The sequence below is a fragment of the Nocardiopsis endophytica genome, assembly GCF_027706725.1.
Lineage (GTDB): Bacteria > Actinomycetota > Actinomycetes > Streptosporangiales > Streptosporangiaceae > Nocardiopsis_A > Nocardiopsis_A endophytica.
This window is the reverse complement of the sequence record NZ_JAQFWQ010000039.1, coordinates 29,745-51,317: the sequence shown is the minus strand read 5'-3', so window position 1 is coordinate 51,317 and position 21,573 is coordinate 29,745. Positions and strand designations below refer to the sequence as shown.

Annotated in this window: 19 protein-coding genes; 8 read left to right on the top strand and 11 right to left on the bottom strand. The window is 73.6% G+C overall.

The window, feature by feature from the left end; genetic code table 11:
* The first annotated feature begins 187 nt into the window (after window positions 1–187).
* Window positions 188–1,090 (top strand): carbohydrate kinase family protein, encoded by a 903-nt coding sequence (locus O4J56_RS15180; RefSeq protein ID WP_270686433.1) that lies wholly within the window; start codon window positions 188–190, stop codon window positions 1,088–1,090.
* A 105-nt stretch (window positions 1,091–1,195) separates the two neighbouring features.
* Entirely contained in the window at window positions 1,196–1,693 is a 498-nt protein-coding gene (locus O4J56_RS15175) for a hypothetical protein (RefSeq protein WP_270686432.1), read from the top strand.
* A 66-nt stretch (window positions 1,694–1,759) separates the two neighbouring features.
* Here the strand turns inward: O4J56_RS15175 and O4J56_RS15170 are convergent, their stop codons facing one another.
* The 8 genes from O4J56_RS15170 to mbhE all read right to left on the bottom strand — a co-directional run bounded on the left by O4J56_RS15170 (window position 1,760) and on the right by mbhE (window position 10,172).
* Complete coding sequence (locus O4J56_RS15170) at window positions 1,760–3,940, bottom strand: RecQ family ATP-dependent DNA helicase (RefSeq protein WP_270686431.1); 2,181 nt, start codon at window positions 3,938–3,940, stop codon at window positions 1,760–1,762.
* Between the two features lie 101 nt (window positions 3,941–4,041).
* Complete coding sequence (gene mnhG, locus O4J56_RS15165) at window positions 4,042–4,428, bottom strand: monovalent cation/H(+) antiporter subunit G (RefSeq protein ID WP_270686430.1); 387 nt, start codon at window positions 4,426–4,428, stop codon at window positions 4,042–4,044.
* A complete protein-coding gene (locus O4J56_RS15160; RefSeq protein ID WP_270686429.1) occupies window positions 4,415–4,693 on the bottom strand; it encodes a monovalent cation/H+ antiporter complex subunit F in 279 nt (92 codons plus the stop codon). The genes mnhG and O4J56_RS15160 overlap by 14 nt, the downstream gene beginning before the upstream one ends.
* Complete coding sequence (locus O4J56_RS15155) at window positions 4,690–5,280, bottom strand: Na+/H+ antiporter subunit E (protein WP_270686428.1); 591 nt, start codon at window positions 5,278–5,280, stop codon at window positions 4,690–4,692. The genes O4J56_RS15160 and O4J56_RS15155 overlap by 4 nt, the downstream gene beginning before the upstream one ends.
* Window positions 5,277–6,797 carry a Na+/H+ antiporter subunit D gene (locus O4J56_RS15150; RefSeq protein ID WP_270686427.1) on the bottom strand — a complete coding sequence of 507 codons (1,521 nt, stop codon included), beginning with the start codon at window positions 6,795–6,797 and terminating at the stop codon, window positions 5,277–5,279. Before O4J56_RS15150 ends, O4J56_RS15155 begins: the two co-directional genes overlap by 4 nt.
* A complete protein-coding gene (locus O4J56_RS15145) occupies window positions 6,794–7,171 on the bottom strand; it encodes a sodium:proton antiporter (RefSeq protein WP_270686426.1) in 378 nt (125 codons plus the stop codon). Before O4J56_RS15145 ends, O4J56_RS15150 begins: the two co-directional genes overlap by 4 nt.
* Window positions 7,168–7,767: an MnhB domain-containing protein gene (locus tag O4J56_RS15140; RefSeq protein ID WP_270686425.1), complete on the bottom strand. Its 600-nt coding sequence runs from the start codon at window positions 7,765–7,767 to the stop codon at window positions 7,168–7,170. Before O4J56_RS15140 ends, O4J56_RS15145 begins: the two co-directional genes overlap by 4 nt.
* On the bottom strand, window positions 7,764–10,172 hold the full coding sequence (gene mbhE, locus O4J56_RS15135) for a hydrogen gas-evolving membrane-bound hydrogenase subunit E (protein ID WP_270686424.1): 2,409 nt from the start codon (window positions 10,170–10,172) through the stop codon (window positions 7,764–7,766). The genes O4J56_RS15140 and mbhE overlap by 4 nt, the downstream gene beginning before the upstream one ends.
* A 470-nt stretch (window positions 10,173–10,642) precedes the next feature.
* On the opposite strand from mbhE, the gene O4J56_RS15130 reads away from it, so the two are divergent.
* The 4 genes from O4J56_RS15130 to cds1 all read left to right on the top strand — a co-directional run bounded on the left by O4J56_RS15130 (window position 10,643) and on the right by cds1 (window position 15,530).
* The gene (locus O4J56_RS15130) at window positions 10,643–13,135 is read left to right on the top strand and encodes a DNA gyrase/topoisomerase IV subunit A (protein ID WP_270686423.1); all 2,493 of its coding nucleotides are present in this window, start codon (window positions 10,643–10,645) and stop codon (window positions 13,133–13,135) included.
* A 62-nt stretch (window positions 13,136–13,197) separates the two neighbouring features.
* Window positions 13,198–13,701, top strand: coding sequence for a beta-class carbonic anhydrase (locus O4J56_RS15125; protein WP_270686422.1), 504 nt, complete (start codon window positions 13,198–13,200; stop codon window positions 13,699–13,701).
* 208 nt (window positions 13,702–13,909) lie between these two features.
* Window positions 13,910–14,236 carry a tetratricopeptide repeat protein gene (locus O4J56_RS15120; protein ID WP_270686421.1) on the top strand — a complete coding sequence of 109 codons (327 nt, stop codon included), beginning with the start codon at window positions 13,910–13,912 and terminating at the stop codon, window positions 14,234–14,236.
* A gap of 163 nt (window positions 14,237–14,399) precedes the next feature.
* Entirely contained in the window at window positions 14,400–15,530 is a 1,131-nt protein-coding gene (gene cds1 / locus O4J56_RS15115; RefSeq protein WP_270686420.1) for an L-cysteine desulfhydrase Cds1, read from the top strand.
* Between the two features lie 118 nt (window positions 15,531–15,648).
* Here the strand turns inward: cds1 and O4J56_RS15110 are convergent, their stop codons facing one another.
* Complete coding sequence (locus O4J56_RS15110; protein WP_270686419.1) at window positions 15,649–16,401, bottom strand: RDD family protein; 753 nt, start codon at window positions 16,399–16,401, stop codon at window positions 15,649–15,651.
* Between the two features lie 174 nt (window positions 16,402–16,575).
* Entirely contained in the window at window positions 16,576–18,681 is a 2,106-nt protein-coding gene (locus O4J56_RS15105; RefSeq protein WP_270686418.1) for a DNA gyrase/topoisomerase IV subunit B, read from the bottom strand.
* Window positions 18,682–19,089: 408 nt separating this feature from the next.
* On the opposite strand from O4J56_RS15105, the gene O4J56_RS15100 reads away from it, so the two are divergent.
* Window positions 19,090–19,320: a DUF7455 domain-containing protein gene (locus O4J56_RS15100; protein WP_270686417.1), complete on the top strand. Its 231-nt coding sequence runs from the start codon at window positions 19,090–19,092 to the stop codon at window positions 19,318–19,320.
* A 114-nt stretch (window positions 19,321–19,434) separates the two neighbouring features.
* Here O4J56_RS15100 and O4J56_RS15095 read toward each other — a convergent pair whose 3' ends face one another.
* Entirely contained in the window at window positions 19,435–20,160 is a 726-nt protein-coding gene (locus O4J56_RS15095; RefSeq protein WP_270686416.1) for a GNAT family N-acetyltransferase, read from the bottom strand.
* Between the two features lie 414 nt (window positions 20,161–20,574).
* Between O4J56_RS15095 and yaaA the strand changes: the two genes are divergently transcribed.
* Window positions 20,575–21,372, top strand: coding sequence for a peroxide stress protein YaaA (gene yaaA / locus O4J56_RS15090; RefSeq protein WP_270686415.1), 798 nt, complete (start codon window positions 20,575–20,577; stop codon window positions 21,370–21,372).
* The last annotated feature ends 201 nt before the right edge of the window (window positions 21,373–21,573 follow it).

The following is a 21,573-nucleotide window of genomic DNA, read 5'->3' as shown; positions in this document are numbered from 1 at the left end:
CAGAGGACGTCCGGGCGGTGCCTCTTCGTTACCTCCTCGTACCGGAGAACCTGTTAACGTCTCTGTCCATACGCTCGCAAGCCCGCGCGCGCGGGGTCGGGGGACCGGGGCGCCGGCGGGCCGGGAGGCGCGTACGGTTGGGCAGTTCTCCCCCGTTCGGCGGGGACGCAAGGTGGTGGTGGACGCAATGGCACGAGTCGTCGTGATCGGTGACCTCATGACCGATTCGGTCGCGCGGGCCTTCTACCCGCTCGCACGCGGCAGCGACACCCCCGCCTCGGTCATGACCTACGGCGGCGGCTCGGGCGCCAACGTCGCCGCCTGGCTGGCGCTGGAGGGCGCCGACTCCACGTTCGTGGGGCGGCGCGGCTCCGACATCACCGGCCGTACCCGCGAGATGGAGCTGATGGGCTACGGGGTCGACTCGCGCCTGGTGATGGACCCCGAGCGGCCGACCGGCACCTGTGTCGTGATGATCACCCACCGCGGCGACCGCACCATGCTCAGCGACCCGGGCGCCAACGCCCGCCTGCAGCCCGAGGACCTGCCGCGGGACGTGTTCGCCCCCGACGGGCACCTGCACGTGTCCGGGTACACGCTGATCAACGAGGACTCCCGGCGGGCCGCCCGGATGGCGCTGCGCATGGCGCGCGAGACCGGGATGTCGATCTCGGTCGACGGCGGCTCGCACGCCCCGCTCAAGCGGGCGGGGGCCGAGAACTTCCTCGACTGGACCAACGGCGCGCGGCTGCTGTTCGCCAACACCGACCAGGCCGAGGTGCTGACCGGCCGGGACGACCCGGAGGCCGCCGCCAAGGTGCTCACCGCCTGGTTCCCCGCCGTGGTGATCAAGCTCGGCGACGAGGGCGCGCTGTGGGCGGCCAAGGGCCGCGACGAGACCGTCCGCGTCCCGGCCGAGCCGGTGGAGCCGTCCCCGGGCTCGATCGGCGCGGGCGACGCGTTCATGGCGGGGTTCCTTCCGCTGTGGCTCACCGGCAAGCACCCCAAGGACGCCCTGGCCCGCGCCCAGCACCTGGCCGCCCGCGCGCTGCACATGCCGGGCGCCCGCCCCGACCTGGGCGACGTCTAGGGCGTGTCGCTCTAGGGGCGGCGCGGATCGGGCTTCTCGGCCGCCGGAGGAACCGTGGCGCCGTGTCGACGCGTCAATCCGGGTGTCGCCCCCTGGAGGACACGCATGGTGAAGGCCCGGTTGGCCGCGGCGCTCCCGCTCTTCGGACTCGCGGGGGTGTGCGCGCTGCTCGCGCTGTACTGGTCGCCCTTCTGGATCGCCACGGTCGCCCTGTGGTTCGGAACGGCGGGCTCCGTCTGGCAGGGCGTGCGCGCCCTGGTGGGTCGGCTCCCGCCCAGGCCGCCGACGGACGCGCCTCCTGCGGACGCGCCTCCTGCGGGGGTGGCGTTCCATGGGGAGGCGCCCGACCCCGGGGAGGCGGTGGCCGAATCCGTCCGGAGCGTCGCTCGCGGCATGAAGCGGGTCGTCTTCTGGCTCACGCTCGCCGTCCTGGTCCCGCTGGGACTGGTCATGGCCGTGGTCGCGGTCGTCTCCCTCGTCAAGGGCGACCTCGTCATGGGAGGGGCCCTGGGCGCCACTGCCGTCTTCCTGGCGTGGTACTGCCTGGTCCCGCTCCGGGGCCCCTGGGAGGGCGGAGGAATCGACGACGACCCGGGCGGTTAGAAACGGGCGCCCCCCTCCGCGTGGGCCACGGCCCGATGCGCGACGGCGGCCATGATCCACACGCCCCTAGGACGTCGACGCCAGCGCCAGCGGGAGCACCTCTTGGGCGCCCGCCTCCTTGAGCAGGCGTGCCGCCACGGCGAACGTCCAGCCCGTGTCCGTGTGGTCGTCCACCAGCAGCACCGGGCCGTCCAGCGCCGCCAGCGCGCCCCGGACCTGGTCCGGCACCTCCAGGGCCTTCCAGACCGACGCAAGCCGCTGCGCGCTGTTGTGCCGCCGCGGCCCGGGCCCGTCCGGGTCCGTGTAGGCCAGGGTCCCCACCGGGGCCAGGCGCCCGACCCGGGACAGCCGGGACGCCAGGTCGGCGATCATGGCCGGGCGGGTGCGCGAGGGCATCGCCACCACGCCCACCGGGCGCCGCTCCCACGGCCAGGCCGCCAGCACGTCCACCACCGCCTTGAAGGCCGTGTCGTCCACGGGGGCGTCCGGGGCGCCGTCGGCGAGCAGGCGGCGCAGGGCTGTCCCCCACCCGATGTCGGTCAGGCGCGCCAGCGCCCGTCCCTCGGCCGCGCGCTGCCCGTCCGGGATCTTGCCCGAGGCCTGCACACCCAGCGCCGCCATCCCGGTCGGCCACTGGCGGCGCGGCGCCACCGGCACGCCCGGCCGGTCCAGGTGGGCGGCGGCCGCGCGGCGGCGGTCGGCGTCGACGTCGGCGGACCAGCCGCGCCCTGTGCAGTTGTCGCACCGCCCGCACGGCGCCGCCTCGGGGTCGTCGAGCTGGCGGCGCAGGAACTCCATCCGGCACCCGCCGTGGCCGATGTAGTCGAGCATGGCCTGCTGCTCGCGCTCGCGCGCGGCGGCCACCGCCCGGTAGCGCTCGGCGTCGTAGGCCCACGGCTCCCCCGTGGCCTCCCAGCCGCCGCGCACCCTGCGCACCGCGCCGTCCACGTCGAGCACCTTGAGCATCTGCTCCAGGCGGGAGCGGCCCAAGTCCACCTCGGTCTCCAGGCGGGGCAGGGACACCGGCCCCCCGGCCTCCCGCAGGGCCGACAGCGCACGGCGCACGGTCTCCTCCGCGGGGAAGGACAGCCCGGCGAAGTAGGCCCAGATCTCCCGGTCCTCCCGGCCGGGGAGCAGGATCGCCTCGGCCGATTCGACGCCGCGCCCGGCGCGCCCCACCTGCTGGTAGTAGGAGATGGGCGACTGCGGGGCGCCCATGTGCACCACGAACCCCAGGTCGGGCTTGTCGAACCCCATCCCCAGCGCGCTGGTGGCGACCAGGGCCTTGACCTTGTTGCCGAGCAGCTCCTCCTCGGCGCGGCGGCGCTCCTCGGGTTCGGTGCGGCCGGTGTAGGACCGCACCTCGTACCCGCACTCGGCCAGGAAGGCCGCGGTCTCCTCGGCGGCGGCGACGGTCAGCGTGTAGATGATGCCCGACCCGGGCAGCTCGGGGAGGTACTGCGCCAGCCAGCTCCACCGGGAGGCCCCGTCGGGCAGCTCGACCGCGGCCAGGCGCAGGCTCTCCCGGTCCAGGGCGCCGCGCAGCACCAGCGGCTCCTCGCCGTCGCCCGCGCCGAGCTGCTCGGCCACGTCACGGGTGACGCGCGCGTTGGCGGTGGCCGTGGTGGCCAGCACCGGGATTCCGGCGGGCAGCTCCCGCAGCAGGGTGCGGATGCGCCGGTAGTCGGGGCGGAAGTCGTGCCCCCAGTCGGAGACGCAGTGCGCCTCGTCGACGACCACCAGCCCGGCCCCGGCGGCCAGCCGGGGCAGCGCCCGGTCGCGGAAGTCGGGGCTGTTCAGCCGCTCGGGGCTGACCAGGATCACGTCGACCTCGCCGGCCTCGATGGCGGCGTAGGCCTCGTCCCATTCGGCGGTGTTGGAGCTGTTGACGGTTCGGGCGCGGATCCCCGCCCGCTCGGCGGCGGCGATCTGGTTGCGCATCAGCGCCAGCAGCGGGGAGATGATCACGGTGGGCCCAGCGCCCTGGGCGCGGCGCAGCGCGGTGGCCACGAAGTAGACCGCGGACTTTCCCCAGCCGGTGCGCTGCACCACCAGGGCGCGGCGCCGCCCCTCGACCAGGGCGGCGATCGCGGTCCACTGGTCCTCGCGCAGCCGGGCGTGCTCCCCGGCCAGGGCGCGCAGGTGGGACTCGGCGGCCTCGCGCAGGGCGGGGCCGGACCGCGGGGCGTCCGGGGCGTCCGGGGTGTCCGGGGCGGCGGTGGCGGCGGGGTCGTCGGAGGGCACCATGCCCTCCTTGCTACCAGAGCGGGGGCGGCGCCCGGGGCGCCATCGCGGTCCTGTGGACGGACGAGGGGGCGTTACGGGGCGCTCCGGGGCGCTCCGGGGCGTCAGTCCCGCCCGCCGCCGGGCTCCCTCCCGGCCTCGCCCGTCTCGGCCCGGCGCTTCTCCAGGGCCTCCTCCAGCTCGTCGGTCACCAGGTGCTCGGCGACCACCATCCCGCGGCTGTAGGACACCCTGCCCAGGGTCTGCGCCAGGACCGGCATCGTCATGAACTGGAACACGGCCACCAGCGCCAGCGGCAGCGCGGTGCGCACGTCCGGGAGCTGGAACGCCGCCCCCGCCAGGATCAGCAGCAGCGCCACCGTGTCGGGCTTGGTCGAGGCGTGCATCCTCCCGAGCAGGGTCGGGAAGCGCACCATGCCGATGGTCCCCGTCAGAGCGAACAGCGCCCCCAGGGGCAGCAGGATCGCGGTGGCCCAGTCAGCCGCGGTCATGGGCCCTCCTCTCGGCGAAGCGCGCGGCGGTGAGGGTGGCGATGAACCCCAGGAGGGCGATGCTCACCATCACCCCCACATAGGAGGTGTCGCCCCGCACCGCCACCTCCAGCGCGATGAAGCACACCAGCAGCACCGACACGGTGCTCAGCCCGATCACGCGGTCGAGCACCGAGGGGCCGCGCACCAGCCGGTAGACGGCCAGCAGCACCGCCACCGCGAGCATCGCCCCGGTCACCGCGAAGGACACGTCCAGAGCGTTCACGACTCCCCCTTCCCCGCGGTGCGGGCCGCGTCCATCGCGCGTTCGGTGGCCTCGAAGTCGGCGATGTCGGCGGTGGAGCCGAACGCGCGCACGAACAGCTCCTCCATCCGCCGCACGTCGCGGCGGAGCCGCGGCACGTCGCCCTCCCCGCGGATGGGGATGCCGTGCACGTAGATCACGCCGCCCTCCCGGTCGAGTTCGATGGTCTGGCTCCCGGTGACCAGCGACAGCCCGCCGCTGACCATGGCCATGAGCAGGTCGGAGTCGGTGCGCAGCGGCACCGCCACGATCGCCCCGCGCACCCGGCCCGGGCGGTCCAGGGCGTAGTAGGCCATCTGGACGCTGGAGGTGAACAGGTCGAGGAGGATGCGTCCGGCCAGCCGGGCCGCCCACAGCGGGCGGAAGCGCAGCCGGACCGGCAGGTGCGGCAGCTTGGCGGCGGCGTAGCACCCCGCCCCCACGGCGAACCCGGCGATCAGCGTTCCGGGGCTGGCGTCGCCCCACAGCACCGCCCACATGGCGGTCAGCCAGAGCACCATGGGCAGGCGGCCCAGCATGCGCACGGCGGTTCCGCTCAGCGCGTTCACGATGCACCTCCCAGGACGGCCTGCAGGTAGGCCTGCCCGCTGACGAGGTCCTCGGCGGCGGTGAAGGCCAGGGCGGTGAGCGGCCCGGACGCGGCGGCCAGGGCAAGGCCCAGGGCGACCATGGCGCCGGTGGCGCCCGCCATCAGCAGGGCGCCTCCGGAGCGGCGGCCCTGGAGGCGCTCACCCGCCTCCACGACGTCGGGCAGCGGGACGCCCCAGAACGCCCGCACCCACACCCGGAAGATCGCCATCAGGGTGAGCAGGCTGGTGGCGACCCCGGCGGCCACGCCGGTCCAGGCGAGCCACCCGCCCGCCTGGGCCCCGGCCTCGAACAGCGCCACCTTCGCCACGAAGCCCGACATCGGCGGCAGCCCGGCCAGGCTCATCGCGGGCAGGAAGAAGAACAGCGCCAGCACCGGGGAGACCGCGGTCAGCCCGCGCAGCGCGCGCAGCGAGGTGTGCCCCACGTACTGCCGGATCAGCCCGTTGACCAGGAACAGGCCGGCCTGCACCACGATGTGGTGGACCAGGTAGACGATGACCCCGGCCAGCCCGGCGGCGCTGCCCAGCGCCAGCCCGAAGAGCATGAACCCGATGTGGCTCACCAGCGCGAAGGACATGATCCGGTTGACGTCGTCCTGCACCAGGGCGCCGAGGATGCCCACGATCATGGTGGCGATCGCCAGCCACATGATCACCGGGGAGATGTCGTCCCGGGCGAACAGCAGTGTCTGGGTGCGGATGACGGCGTACACGGCCACCTTGGTCAGCAGCGCGGCGAAGATCGCCGAGATGCGGGTCAGGGCCACCGGGTAGCTGTCGGGCAGCCAGAAGTGCATGGGCACGATGGCGGCCTTGATCCCGAACACCACGAGGAACAGCAGCGCCAGGACCGCGCGCAGCGCGTCGGGGGCGCCGCCCAGGCGCACCGCGATGTCGGCGAGGTTGACGGTTCCGGTGGCGCCGTAGACCAGCGCGATCCCGGTCAGGAACAGGATCGAGGAGGTCAGGCTGACCACGGTGTAGATCATGCTGGCCCGCACCCGGGCGCGGGTGGGCGCCTGGGTGATCAGCGCGTAGCTGGCGGTCAGCATGATCTCGAAGCCGACGAAGAGGTTGAACAGGTCCCCGGCCAGGAAGCTCAGGCAGACCCCGGCGGTGAGCACCAGGTAGATGGGGTGGAAGACCGCGGGGGTGGCGCGGCTGAGCCCCGCCGTGTCCTGCCCGATCGCGTACAGCAGCACCACCAGCAGCACCACCGAGGAGACCAGCAGCAGCAGTGCGGTCAGCGGGTCGGCGGCGATGGTGATGCCCAGGGGCGCGGGCCAGCCGCCCGCCTGGGCGGTGAGCACCGCCCCGTCGGCGGTGCGCCGCACCAGCTCGGCGGAGGCGAGCACGACCAGGGCCAGGGTCACCACGGCGACGCCCTGCTGGCCGCGCCGGTAGGAGCGCAGCAGCAGCGCCGCGGCGGCGCCCAGCACGGGGACGAGGAAGGGGATCGCCAGGAGTGTGCTCACGCCGATTCCTCCGGTTCCTGGAGGCGGCCGATGCGGCGGTCCTCGAGGTCGTCGGGGACCTCGTCGTCGCCGTCGCCCAGCCACACGCGGTAGGCCAGTGCGAGCAGGAAGGTGGTCACGCCGAAGGTGATGACGATGGCGGTGAGCGCCATGGCCTGGGGCAGCGGGTCGCTCATCGCCGAGGCCTCGCCCGGCAGCAGGGGCGGCAGGGTGATGGCCTTGTCGGTGAGCATCAGGGACAGGTTGGCGGCGTGCCCCAGCAGCAGGATGCCGAAGACGACGCGCATCAGGGAGCGCTGGAGCAGCAGGTAGAAGCCGCAGGAATAGAGGACGCCCACGGCCAGGATCAGCACGAGGCTCGGTGCCGGTGTCATCTGGGCCCTCCCTTGCTCCGGGCGCGGCGGCGACGGCGCCCCGCGCGCACTTCCTCCTCCTCGGCCTCCATGCGCGCGCCCAGGGCGGCCACGACCGACAGCACGAGGCCGACCACGATGAGGAACACGCCGGCCTCGAAGGCGAGGTAGCTGGCGAACTTCACCTTGCCGAACACCGGGAGCTCGGCGGTGTGCTTCACGACCTCCAGCAGCTCGCCGCCGCCGAGCAGCGGCAGCCCGGCGGTGACCCCGGACAGCAGCAGCCCGCCCGCCAGCAGGGTGTTGGGCCTGAGCGGCATGCCCGCGGCCAGCTCGTGGCGGCCGCCGGCGATGTAGCGCAGCACGAACGCCATGCTGGCCACCAGCCCCCCGGCGAACCCGCCGCCGGGCCGGTCGTGCCCGGCGACCAGCAGGAACACCGAGAAGACCAGCACCGAGGGGACGAGCAGCCGGACGGCCACCTCCAGCAGCACCGACCGGGGGCCGAAGGCCGGGCTGACGACGGTGCTCAGCCAGCGCTCGCGGGGCGCCTCCCAGCCCTCGGGGGGCGTGCCGGCGCCCGCGGGGGCGGGGCCGGAGTCGGAGACCTCGCTCATCGGGCGCTCCCCTCCTCGTCGCTCGCGGGTGGGCCGGGCACCCCGGGCACCGCCTGGGGGGCCTCGGCGGCGGGCTCGTCGATGACCCGGTCGCGCCGGTTGAGCAGCACCAGCGAGGCGACCGCGACGGCGGCGGTGGCCAGCACCACCACCTCGCCGAAGGTGTCCAGGGCCCGGAAGTCGGCCAGGATCGTGTTGACCAGGTTGCGCCCCCCGGCCTCTTGGGCGGACCCGGCGTAGGAGGCGCCGACGGGCGGCTCGGTCCGGGCGGAGGTGGCCAGCCACAGGGCGAGCGCCACGAAGGCCCCGGCGGCCGCGGACAGCAGCACCATGAGCCGCTTGGGCCACCCGGGCGGGCGCACCGAGAAGGTGGCGGGCAGGCGCCGCAGCACGAAGACGAGGATGACCGTGGTCAGCGTCTCCACCAGCACCAGGGTCAGGGCCAGGTCGGGGGCGCCGTGCAGGACGAAGAGCCCGGCGATGGCGAACCCGGTGGCGCTGAGCAGGATCAGCGCGGCGAACCTGCGGTGCTCGCGCAGCGCGGCGATGGCGGTGACGGCCATGACCACGGCCACCAGCGCCTCCAGGGGCGTGTCCCACAGCCGCAGGTCGTTGCCCGCGGGCAGGGCGACCTCGCCGGCGGCCAGCGCGCGGACCAGGCGCACGCCGGGCAGCGCCAGCAGCGTCGCCAGGATGATGCCGAGGTAGGCGGGCAGCGAACCGGTCTGCAGGCGGCGGGTGACGCTCAGCGCGACGGCGTAGACGGCGTGCACGGTGAAGTGGTAGCCGATCTCGGCGTTGGGGCCGCGGGGCAGCGCCGCCTGGACGCGGTCGACGACCGTGCGCCAGTGGAACACGGCGGCACCGGCGGCGATGACCACGGCGGTGAGCAGCAGCGGCGCGCCGAGGCCGTGCCACAGCGCCAGGTGGTAGGGGGCGCCGTGGTCGTCGTAGGGGGCGGCGTAGGCCTGCGCGATCGGGTCGAGCGCCTTGGGGTAGGCGCCGAGCACCAGGCCGAGCGCTCCGAGGGCGACGGGCGCGGCGACGAAGGCCGCCGTGGGGCGCTGGAAGCGCGGTTCCTCCACACCGGGCTTGACCGCGAACGCCCCCCACCAGAAGCGCGCGCTGTAGGCGAAGGTGAGCACCGAGGCCAGGACGATCCCGGTGAGCATGGCGATGGAGGCCGCGGTCGGCAGCTCGGGGGCGTGGCCGGGCAGGAACGCCTCCAGGGCGGCCTCCTTGGCCGCGAACCCCAGGAGCGGCGGCAGGCCGGCCATGGAGGCGGCAGCAGCACCGGCGGCCGCCGCCAGGACGGGCATGCGGCGGCGGAGCCCGGTCAGGGCGGCGATGCTGCGGGTGCCCGTCTGGTGGTCGATCACGCCGACCGTCATGAACAGCGCGGCCTTGAAGAGGCCGTGGGCGAGCAGGGCCCCTTCCACGGCGATGGCGGAGGTGTGGGATCCCATGCCGCCCAACAGCATCAGAAAGCCGAGCTGGCTGACGGTGCCGTAGGCGAGCAGCAGCTTCAGGTCGTCCTGGCGCAGCGCGCGCCATCCGCCGAGGAGCATGGTGGCCAGGCCGAACGCCAGCACCAGCGCGCGCCAGGGGTCGGTGTCGGCGAACCCGGGGGCCAGGCGGGCCACCAGGTAGACGCCGCCCTTGACCATGGCGGCGGCGTGCAGGTAGGCGCTCACGGGGGTGGGCGCGACCATGGCGCCGGGCAGCCAGTAGTGCAGCGGCACCTGGGCGGACTTGGCGAAGGCCCCGGCCAGCACGAGCACCAGCGCCACGGTGGCCGCGGGGCCGTCGGGGGGCGAGGCGACCAGCTCGGAGATCCGGTAGGTGCCGCCGGCCTGACCGAGCAGGACGAACCCGATGAGCATCGGCAGGCCGAGCCCGGCGGTGGTCAGCAGGGCCTGCAGGGCGGCGCGGCGCGCGCCCTCCCTGCGGTCGTCGTGCCCGACCAGCAGGAAGGACGTGACCGAGGTCAGTTCCCAGAAGACGTAGAGCGCGAACAGGTTGTCGGCGGTGACCACGCCCAGCATGGCCCCGGCGAACAGCGTCATGGTGGCGGCGAGGCGGCCCAGGCCGCGCTCGCTCCGGTGGAAGTACCCGGCGCTGTACCAGAAGATGACCGCTCCCACCCCGCTGACCAGCAGCACCATGGACAGGGCGAGGGCGTCGAGGCGGAAGTCGAGGTCGATCCCCAGCGCGGGGACCCAGGACAGGCGGGAGTCGGCCGGGTCTCCGGCGAGGACGGCGGGGGCCTGGGCCAGCGCCCAGGCGGCGGCGAGCACGAGGGGGGCGCTCGCGGCGAGGAGGGCGCGTGCGCCGAAGGCGCGGACGAGCGGGGGCAGCACGGCCGCGGCGGCGGCGTGGAGGGCGATGATCAGCGGCAGCAGCATGGACCTCGGAGTGGGCGGCGGGGTCGGGCGGCGTGGGGCACGGGTCGGCGGGGCGGAGCGGTTTCGGGGACACCAAGGTTAGCGGCGGCGGATGCGTCCGGCTTGACTCCCACGCGATGCCGTGTAACATTCGCCCAAAATTTTCCGCGATGCGAAATAGTTACTCTCGGTGATTTCCGGTCGTCACCAGCGCGTTCCCCAGGGACGCCCGTTCCGCCCGGCGCCGCATTCCCGAATCGCACGTGGGAGATATCACCCCGCCGCCCGGGCATCGGCACCCCTCCCCCGGCCACCGGCGCCACCTGCGCGGAGGTCACACAACGTAGCCCGTACCCCCCGGAGCCGCCCCCGCGAAGCGCCACCGCAATGGGGCGTTAACGGAACCCTAACGGTGATCTGCGCCCCACTCCCGGGGCGGCACGGAGCGCCCCGGTTCGCGATGGTCCCCGGGTCGGGCCAGAATTGGCGGCATGGCCCGTTCAAGCACTCCCTCTCCGCCCGAGGAGCTCGCCGAGAAGATCATCGACATCGACGTCTCCGAGGAGATGCGCGGCAGCTTCCTCGAATACGCCTACTCGGTGATCTACCAGCGCGCCCTGCCCGACGCCCGCGACGGGCTCAAGCCGGTGCAGCGGCGGATCCTCTACCAGATGAGCGAGATGGGGCTGCGCCCCGACCGCGGGCACGTCAAGTGCGCCCGCGTGGTGGGCGAGGTCATGGGCCGGCTCCACCCGCACGGCGACGCCGCCATCTACGACGCCATGGTGCGGATGAGCCAGGCCTTCGCCATGCGCGTCCCGCTGGTCGACGGGCACGGCAACTTCGGCTCCCTCGGCGGCGACGACGCCCCGGCCGCCATGCGCTACACCGAGGCGCGCATGGACCGGGCCGCGCAGATGATGGTCACCTCCATCGACGAGGACGTCGTCGACTTCCGGCCCAACTACGACGGCCAGGAGAACGAGCCCGAGGTCCTGCCCGCCGCCTTCCCCAACCTCCTGGTGAACGGCGCCTCGGGGATCGCGGTGGGCATGGCCACCAACATGGCCCCGCACAACCTGGGCGAGGTCGTGGGCGCCGCCCGGCACCTGCTGGCCAAGCCGGACGCCCCGCTGGAGGAGCTCATGGAGCTCGTCCCCGGGCCGGACCTGCCCACCGGCGGCACGATCGTGGGCCTGGACGGGATCCGCGACGCCTACGCCAAGGGCCGCGGCACCTTCCGCACCCGCGCCACCGTCTCCATCGAGAAGGTCTCCCCCCGGCGCATGGGCCTGGTCGTCACCGAGCTGCCCTACAGCGTCGGCCCGGAGAAGGTCGTGGCGCGCATCAAGGAGCTGGTGCAGGCCAAGAAGCTCCAGGGCATCGCCGACCTGAAGGACCTGACCGACCGCAACCAGGGCCTGCGCCTGGTCATCGAGCTCAAGAACGGCTTCAACCCCGAGGGCGTGCTCGCCGAGCTGTACCGGCTCACGCCCATGGAGGAGTCGTTCGGCATCAACAACGTCGCCCTGGTCGACGGCGAGCCGCGCACCCTGGGCCTGCGCGACCTGCTGCAGGTCTTCGTCGACCACCGCCTGGAGGTGGTGCGGCGGCGCAGCGAGCACCGGCGCGCCAAGCGCCGCGAGCGGCTGCACCTGATCGACGGCCTGCTCGTCGCCCTGCTCAACATCGACGCGGTCATCGCGCTGATCCGCGACTCCGAGGACACCGCCGACGCGCGCACCCGCCTGATGGACACCTACGAGCTGTCCGACACCCAGGCCCGCTACATCCTCGACACCCCGCTGCGCCGCCTGACCAAGTACGACCGGCTGGAGCTGGAGAAGGAGGCCGAGCAGCTCAAGAAGGAGATCGCGGAGCTGACCGCGATCCTGGAGTCCGACGCCAAGCTGCGCAAGGCGGTCTCCAAGGAGCTGGCCGAGGTCGCCAAGGAGTACGGCACGCCGCGCCGCACCGTGCTGCTGGAGGCCGACGGCGCCGCCCGCACCTCCGCGGTCCCGCTGGAGGTGGACGACGCCCCCTGCGCGGTGCTGCTGAGCGCCGACGGGATGCTCGGCCGCAGCAAGGGGGCGGCCGTGCCGCGGATCTACGACGGGCTGCGCACCAAGCACGACGCGGTGGCCTGCGCGGTGCCCGCGCGGCTGCGCGGCGACATCGGCCTGGTGACCGACCTGGGGCGGGCCATCCGGCTGCCGGTGGTCGAGGTGCCCGAGCTGCCCGACGCCGGGGAGGACGCACCGCCGCTGGCCTCGGGCCTGCCGGTGGAGGAGTTCGTCTCCCTGGAGCCCGACGAGCGGGTGATCGCCCTGGCCTGTATGGACGGCGACGGGCCCGGCCTGGCGCTGGGCACCGAGCAGGGCGTGGTCAAGCGGGTGGCGCGCGACTTCCCCGCCAACAAGGACGACTTCGAGGTCATCGCGCTCAAGGACGGCGACCGCCTGGCCGGGGCCGTGCAGCTCGCCACCGGCGAGGAGGACCTGGCGTTCGTCACCTCCTCCGGCCAGCTGCTGCGGCTGAGCGCCTCGTCCGTGCGCGAGCAGGGCCGCCCGGCCTCCGGGGTGGCGGGCGTCAAGCTCGCCGACGACGCGCGGGTGCTCTGGTTCGGCGCGGTCGCCGTCCCCGAGGACACGGTCGTGGTGACCGTCGCCGGCGCCTCCGGGGACGGTGCGCTGGTCGCCGCCGAGGGCGGCTCGGCCAAGGTGACCCCGTTCGAGGCCTACCCGGTGAAGGGCCGGGCCACCGGCGGCGTACGCTGCCACAGGTTCCTCAAGGGCGAGGACGCCCTGGTGTTCGCCTGGATCGGCCGCGCGCCGGCCCGGGCCTCGCGGGCCGACGGCGGCCCGGTCCGCCTGCCGGACATGGACCCGCGCCGCGACGGCTCCGGCGAGCCGCTGATGCGCGCCATCGCCACGGTGGGCAGCGGGCAGCACGACACCGGGTTCCTGGAGCGCACCGGGGAATGACGCGACCGGACACGCCCGGCCGTGAGGGGCGGCCGGGCACACACCCATGGGAGGAGTCCGCTATGGGCAACGCCTTCGACGACGTGATCGGCGCGAACGAGGCCTACGCGCGCGAGTTCGACCTGGCCGGGCTCAAGCCGATGGCCGCGCGCGGCCTCGCGCTGGTGACCTGCATGGACTCGCGCATCGAGCCGCTGGACATGCTGGGGCTGACGCCCGGCGACGCGAAGATCCTGCGCAACGCCGGCGCCCGCGTCACGGACGACACCCTGCGCACGCTGGTGCTGGCGGTCTACCTGCTCGGGGTCGAGCGGGTGCTCGTGCTGCCGCACACCAAGTGCAAGATGGCCTCGGTGTCCGGCGACGACGAGGTGCACGACCTGATCCAGGAGCAGTACGGGGTGGACACCCGGAGCCTGGAGTTCCACACCGACAACGACCAGATGGGGGCGCTCAAGCACGACCTGGAGCGCATCCGGCACCACCCGCTGCTGCCGAAGGACCTGCCGGTCGCGGGGGCGCTGTACGACGTGGACACGGGCCGCGTGCAGCTGGTCGACGCCTGAGGGCGGGCCCGGCGCCGGGAGCGCGCTCCGCCGCCCCGCCGGGGCGTCCCCGCACCGCGCGGGGCGCCCCGGCGCCCGTCGGCCCCCCTGGCCCCGGCCCTTCGCACCCCTGCCCACGCGCCCCGCTCCCCCGTGAGGAGCTGGGAATACGGCGCTGCGCGCGGTGGTTGTGACGCCCGACGGCGGACAACCCATGAGAGGTGCGCTGATGCAGGGTTCCACCTACGAGACCTTCACCGTCGGCCGTTTCTACTTCGAGATGGGCGACCCGATCGCCGCCGCCCGGGTCCTCGCACCACTGGCCGACGAAGAGCCCGAGAGCCGCTCGGTCCTGGAGCTTCTGGGACGGGCCTACTTCCACTCCGCGCAGCTGCAGAAGGCCGAGCGGACCTTCCGCCGGATCATCGAACTCGACCCCTGCGACAGCTGGGCGCACATCGCCCTGGCCCGGTCGCTGGAACGGCAGAGCCGCGACGACGAGGCCGCGGCCCACCGCAGGATGCACGCCGCCATGTCGGGCGGGTCGCTCGACTGACGCGCCGCGCCCCACCGCGACGGCCGGCCCTCCGGCCGCCCCCGACCCCAAGGGCTGGGCCCCTCCGCGCGAGGGGCCCAGCCCTTTTCCGCGCCCGGCCTCCGCACCCGGCCCGCCCGGCCGCCGCCGCACGTCGGAGAGGGTCGGCGCTAGGCTTCCCTGCATGGACGGATCCTCTGCCCACGGCCCCGGCAACGGGCCCGTGGACCGCTCGTGCGCGCGTACCCGGGGCTGGGTCGACGAGGCGGTGCGCAAGGTGGTGGCCGATGCCAACCGGTCGGCCGACACCCACCTGCACGCCTTCCCCCTGCCCGAGGCGTGGGGCATCGACCTCTACCTCAAGGACGAGTCGGTGCACCCCACCGGCAGCCTCAAGCACCGGCTCGCCCGGTCGCTGTTCCTCTACGGGCTGGCCAACGGCTGGATCCGGGAGGGCACCACGGTGGTCGAGGCCAGCTCCGGGTCGACCGCCGTCTCCGAGGCCTACTTCGCCCGGCTCATCGGGGTGGACTTCGTGACGGTGGTGCCGCGCTCCACCAGCCCCGAGAAGATCGCCCTCATCGAGCGCTACGGCGGGCGCTGCCACTACGTGGACAAGCCCCCGGAGATGTACGACGAGGCCGAGCGGCTGGCCGCCGAGACCGGCGGGCACTACATGGACCAGTTCACCTACGCCGAGCGGGCCACCGACTGGCGGGGCAACAACAACATCGCCGAGTCGGTCTTCGACCAGCTCTCCATGGAGCGCCACCCCGTCCCCGAGTGGATCGTGGTGGGCGCGGGCACCGGCGGCACGTCGGCGACCATCGGCCGCTACCTGCGCTACCGGCGGCACCACACCCGGCTGGCGGTGGTGGACCCGGAGAACTCGGCGTTCTTCCCCGGATGGGTCACCGGGGCCGCGGACTACGCCACCGGCATGCCCTCGCGCATCGAGGGGATCGGGCGGCCGCGCATGGAGCCCAGCTTCGTTCCGGACGTGATCGACGTGATGGTGCCGGTCCCCGACGCGGCGAGCATCGCGGCCATGCGGCACCTGGACCGGGTGACCGGCCTGTGCGCAGGCGGGTCCACCGGCACCAACATGTGGGGCGTCTGGCAGCTGGTCGCCCGGATGCTGCGCGAGGGGGTGCGCGGCAGCGTCGTCACGCTCATCTGCGACGGCGGCGAGCGCTACCGGCACAGCTACTACGACGACGCGTGGGTGGCCCGCCAGGGGATGGAGCTGGAGCCCTACACCGCCGCCATCGAGCGGTTCCTGGCCACCGGCGACTGGGAGCCGCCCGCGGAGTGACCCCGCAGCGGCCGAACCCGCGTTGATCTCGGGAAAAGCGACCCTGAAACCGCGCCGGCAGCGTCGTTCCTCCCGAGATCATCGAGCGGGCGGGCGCGCCTGTGGGGACGGCGGCCCCTCAGGCGCGCACCACGTAGGCCTTGGCGACCATGTCGCCCACCCGCTGGTTGCCCTGGCTGGCCAGGATGACGATCAGGCCCACCAGGCCGTAGAAGATGCCGTCCACGATCAGCAGCAGCCAGCGCAGGAAGTGCTGCCCCATGGTCGCCTCGGACCCGTCGGCGGAGACGACCCGCAGCCCGAGCATCTTCATGCCCAGCGTCTGCCCTCCGGCCTTGGCGGGCCAGACCACCCAGTAGCCGATGTAGATGAGCACCCACAGCACGATCACCAGGATGGTGAGGAACGCGGCCAGGCCGGGGTTGCTGGGCGATCCGTCCGGCTCGGTCGGCATGAAGGCCAGCGGCAGCAGCACGGCCATGGCCACGAGCGGGATGATCGACGACAGGATGCCGTCGATGATGTACTGCCCGACCCGGCGCCCCACCACGTCGACATCGCCCGGGACGCCCGCGGCGGCGGGCGGGCCGTAGCCGCCGTAGGCCTGCTGGGCCGGGCCGGGTGCCCCGTAGGCCGGCTGTCCGGCCCCGTGGCCGGGGGGCTCCTGGGCCCACTGCTGCGGCTGGGGCTGCTGCGGCCCGGACGGGACGTCGGGTCCGGCCGGTCCGCCGGGGCCACCGGGGCCGCCGTAGGGGCTCTGCCCACCCGGGGGCGTGGAGCCGGGAGGCGGAGGGCCGCCCTGCCCGGGCCCACCGCCCTGCGGCGGCCGGTCCTGGCCCCCGGGTTCCGGATACTGCTGACCGTCGCTCATCGCTCACCGTCGCTTCGCGGTTCTCCCCGCCCGGGTCCGGGCGAGTTGCGTCACTTACGGTGATTCAAACACGACCGAGCGTGAAAACGGCGCATCCGCGCCGGGGGCGGGCCGAACACGGCGGCGCCCCTGCCCCCGGCCACGGGCGGCCGGGCGCAGGGGCGCCGTGCGCGCTCAGGCGTCGATGCGGTCGGGGTCCAGCTCCTGGGCGCCGTCGGCGATGAACTTGCGGCGCGGGGCGACCTCGTTGCCCATGAGCAGGTCGAACACCTTGGCCGCCTCTTCGGCGTGCTCCACCCGGATGCGGCGCAGGGTGCGGTGGCGCGGGTCCATCGTGGTCTCGGCGAGCTGGTCGGCGTCCATCTCACCCAGGCCCTTGTACCGCTGCACCGGCTCCTTCCAGGTCTTGCCCTTCTTCTCCAGCTCCAGCAGCGTCCGCTGCAGCTCGGCGTCGGAGTAGGTGTAGATGTAGCGGTCCTCGGGCTTGGCGCCGCGCTTCTTGCGCACGTTGGTCAGCTCGATCCGGTGCAGCGGCGGCACGGCCGCGTACACCCGCCCGGCCTCCAGCATCGGGCGCATGTACCGGTAGAACAGCGTCAGCAGCAGGCAGCGGATGTGCGCGCCGTCCACGTCGGCGTCGGCCATCAGGATGACCCGGCCGTAGCGGGCCGCGTCCAGGTCGAAGGTGCGGCCCGAACCCGCGCCGATGACCTGCAGGATGGCCGCGCACTCGGCGTTCTTGAGCATGTCCCCCACCGAGGACTTCTGCACGTTGAGGATCTTGCCGCGGATCGGCAGCAGCGCCTGGAACTCCGAGTCGCGGGCGAGCTTGGCGGTGCCCAGCGCCGAGTCCCCCTCGACGATGAACAGCTCGCTGCGGTCCAGCCCCTCGCTGCGGCAGTCCACCAGCTTGGCCGGGAGCGCCGAGCTCTCCAGCGCGTTCTTGCGGCGCTGGGTCTCCCGCTGCTGGCGGGCGGCCAGGCGCGCCTTGGCGGCGTTGACGGCCTTCTCCAGCACCGTGCGGGCCTGCTGCTTCTCGGCGCGCTTCGTGGAGGCCAGGAACTCCTTCAGCTCCTTGGCGACCACCTGGGACACGATGCGCGAGGCCGCCGAGGTGCCCAGGATCTCCTTGGTCTGGCCCTCGAACTGCGGCTCGGGCAGGCGCACCGTCACCACGGCGGTCAGGCCCTCGAGGACGTCCTCCTTGGTGACGGCGTCGTCGTTGGCCTTGAGCAGCTTGGTGGCGCGGAGCTGGTCGTTGACCACCCGCACCAGCGCGCGCTCGAACCCGGCCAGGTGCGTGCCGCCCTTGGGGGTGGCGATCACGTTGACGAAGGAGCGCACGGTGGAGTCGTAGCCGGTCCCCCACCGGAGCGCGACGTCCACGTCGAGGGTGCGCTCGACGTCGGTGGGGGTCATGTGGCCCATCTCGTCCAGGACGGGCACCGTCTCGGTGAAGTGGCCCTGGCCCTGGAAGCGCAGGACCGAGCAGATCGGCTCGTCGGGGGCGAGGAAGGAGCAGAACTCGCCGATCCCGCCGTCGAAGCGGAACTCCTCGGTGAAGGGGGGCTCGCCCTCGGTGCGCTCGTCGCGCACGGCGATGGTCAGCCCCGGGATGAGGAAGGCCGTCTGGCGCGCCCGGTCCAGCAGCGCCTCGCGGGCGATGTCGGCCTCCTTGAGGAAGATCTGCCGGTCGGCCCAGAAGCGCACGCGCGTTCCGGTGGCGCTCTTGGCGATCTTCTTGCCCTTGTGCAGGCCGGAGCCGGCGGAGAAGGCGGCGTCGGGCCCGGCGTCGGAGAAGGAGCCGGGGATGCCCCGGCGGAAGCTCATGGAGTGGGTGCGCCCGTCCCGGTCGACCTCCACGTCCAGGCGGGCCGACAGGGCGTTGACCACCGAGGCGCCCACGCCGTGCAGGCCGCCGGAGGCGGTGTAGGAGCCCGAGCCGAACTTGCCCCCGGCGTGCAGCTTGGTCATCACCAGCTCCACGCCGGACAGCCCGGACTTGGGCTCGGCGTCGACGGGGATGCCGCGGCCGTCGTCGCGCACCTCCACCGACCCGTCGGCGTGCAGCACCACGTCGATGCGCGAGCAGAAGCCGCCGAGGGCCTCGTCGACCGAGTTGTCGATGATCTCCCACATGCAGTGGGTGAGCCCGCGGCTGTCGGTCGAGCCGATGTACATGCCGGGGCGCTTGCGGACCGCCTCCAGGCCTTCCAGGACCGAAAGATGCCGTGCGGAGTAATCCTCGGGCTCGTGGACGGCGGCGGTAAGGGCGGTCACCTGGACGTCTCCTGCTTCGTCGGACAGGGCACGCGGACGCCCTCCGGGGCGTTGCGTGCGCGGGGCGCGGGCGGGCGGGGAGGCCTCTCCCCGCGGGCGCCGGGGCTCGGGCCAGCCTATCCGCGCGCGGGGACATCGCCGGGCCGACCTCGGCCTCCCCCGACCGCGGCGGTGCGGCGGGGCGCGTGCGGGCGGCGGCGCGCGGCCGGGCCCAAGCGACATTACCACCTCTCTACCACGGGCCTCCGGCCGCGGCATCGCCCGCCCCGCACGGCGTGTCGCCGGTCCGCATCCCGGGCCGGGGGCCGTCCGATTCCGCTGTCGGCGTACAGAAGACCAGGTTGGGAACGTCGGGGGCCGGTTAGATGTTGTCTGAGGTGACTAACGCCGAGCATTGAGGAAGGCGAAGTGACTGGAACCCTTGCCCCCACTCAGCCGCTGACGGCCGCCGACCGCTGCGACCGCTGCGGTGCGCAGGCCTACGTCCGGGTGCTTCTCAACTCCGGCGGAGAGTTGCTGTTCTGCGCTCACCACATGCGCGAGCACGACGACGAGATCCGCAAGATCGCCGCTGAGATCCAGGACGAGACCAGCCGGCTGCAGGAGACCCCGGCCACGTCCCCCGATGAGGAGCGTTAGGAACTCCACCCCTGGCAGACCTGAGGCGGCGGCCCGACCGGGCCGCCGCCTCGGTGTCGTTCCGGGGGCGGTGCGCACCGTGACCGCACGCCTGCGCACCGCGGTCACACGGGATCAGCCCGGCGCGACCCGGTAGCGGTAGCCGCCCACCTTCACGAACCCGGCCCGGCCGTAGGCGCGCACGGCGGCGGCGTTGTCGGCCTCGACCACCAGATAGGCCTCGTGGGCGCCCTTGGCGTGCGCCCAGGCGAGGAGGGCGTCCATGATGCGCCCCGCCCGTCCGCGCCCGCGCTCGGCGGGCACCGTGGTCATGGTGAAGATCCCGCAGCGGCCGCCGCCGACGGCCACGCTCCCCCGCGCGGCGCCGTCCGCGTCGACCGCGTACCCGACGACGGGGGCCCGGCCGAGGATGCGCAGGGCGCCTTGCGTGCGGGTCGGGCTCTCGCCGGAGGCGTCCGCCACGGCGCGCCACCGCTCGTCGGGTCCGGGAAGCACGTCGACGCCCTCGGGCGGGGCCGGGGCGGCGCCGAGCGGCCTGGTCATCAGGAGCGTGCTCTGCTCGGCCCGGTAGCCGCGCGCTTCGAGCGCGGCGTCGACGCGGGCGACGAGGGCCTCGTCGGTGCCGGGGTCGCCGCTCCACACCTGGACGCAGGGGGTGATGCCGCGCTCGCGGTAGAACGCCTCCATGGCCTCGATACGGGGCTCGGGCCCGACCGGGAGCGCGGAGTTGGCACGGCGGGTGACACCGCCGTCCGCACCGAGGCGCCAGCCGCCCCGCACCTCGACCTCAGCGGCCGGCCAGTCCTCGGCCAGCCTCGCCGCCCATGTGCCGATGGTCATGCGCTCTCCCTCGAAAGCCGTTCATCGCGCGGGTCGGGATGCTACACAGAGGGTCATCAGGATTTCGTGCCGACTCCCTGGGAGGACGGATTGCCGGAGCAGATGTCCGGTGGCCCGACGGACGAGGACTCTCCCTCGCACGATGACGAGGAGATCACCGAAGAGGAGGCCCGACTTCGCCGAGAGCGCTCGGCCGCACTCCGAGGGCTTCAGGCCCTCGCGGACAGTGGAGGACTCGACTTGGAGTTCTTGAGTGACAAGCGGAACTACCGGCCCCGCCGGTCCCCGTGAGAGGCGCACTGGCATCACTGCACTACGATCAGGGTTTTGAGAGCCCACACCGCCTGACCGGCGGTCGACGACCACCGGGCGGCCGCCATCGGGCACCGCCCGGTTCGCTGTGAGAGGGAGTCCATGCTCATCCTGCTGCCCCCGTCCGAAGGCAAGGCGACCGAGGGGGACGGTCCCGCGCTGGACCTCGCCGAGCTGTCGCTGCCCGAGGTGAACGGGGCTCGGGAGGCGGTGCTGGAGTCCCTGGAGGCCGTGTGCTCGGGCCCCCGCGAGCGGGCCATGGAGGTCCTCGGCCTCACGCCAGGCCAGGCCGACGCCGTCGGCCGGAACCTTGCGCTGCGCACGGCGCCAACGCTTCCCGCCGCGCGGCTGTACACCGGTGTTCTCTACGACAACCTGCGGCTGGGCGAGCTGCTGTCCGGCCCGGCGGCGGAGCGCATGCGTGATTCCGTGCTGGTGTTCTCCGGGCTGTGGGGTGCGGTGGGGGTCGGCGACCCGCTGCCCCCGTACCGCCTGTCGATGGGCGTCAAGCTGCCTCCCGTGGGAGCCCTGGGAACCTTCTGGCGCTCGCACCTGACCGACGCGGTGGCCAAGCGAGCGGAGGGGCGGCTCGTCGTCGACTGCCGCTCATCGACGTACGCGGCGGCGTTCAAGCCCTCCGGGGAGGTCGCCGACCGAACGGCGACGGTGCGGGTGCTGAAGGAGACCGTCAAGGGCGGCGAGGTGAAGCGCAGCGTGGTCAGCCACATGGCCAAGGCGACGCGCGGGGCGATCGCCCACACCCTGCTCGCCGAGGGACGGGCGCCGGAGACGCCTGCGGAGCTGGCCGAGGCGCTGAACGACCTGGGGCACACCGCCGAGCTGACGGCCCCGGCCAAGGCGGGGCGCCCGTCGACGCTGGACGTGGTCATCCGCGACTGACCCCCGCGATGATCTCGACGGAAGTGCTGTCAAAATCGCTCGTTCGGCAGCACTTCTGTCGAGATCATCGCCAGGGTTGAGGGTGGTGGAGGGCGACGGGAGGGCGTAACGAAGCCGTATCGACGCTTTATCCCGTCCATACGCCCTCTCCGCGAGGATCGTGAACGGCAAGATGCTGGATCGGAATGACGGACGTGAACG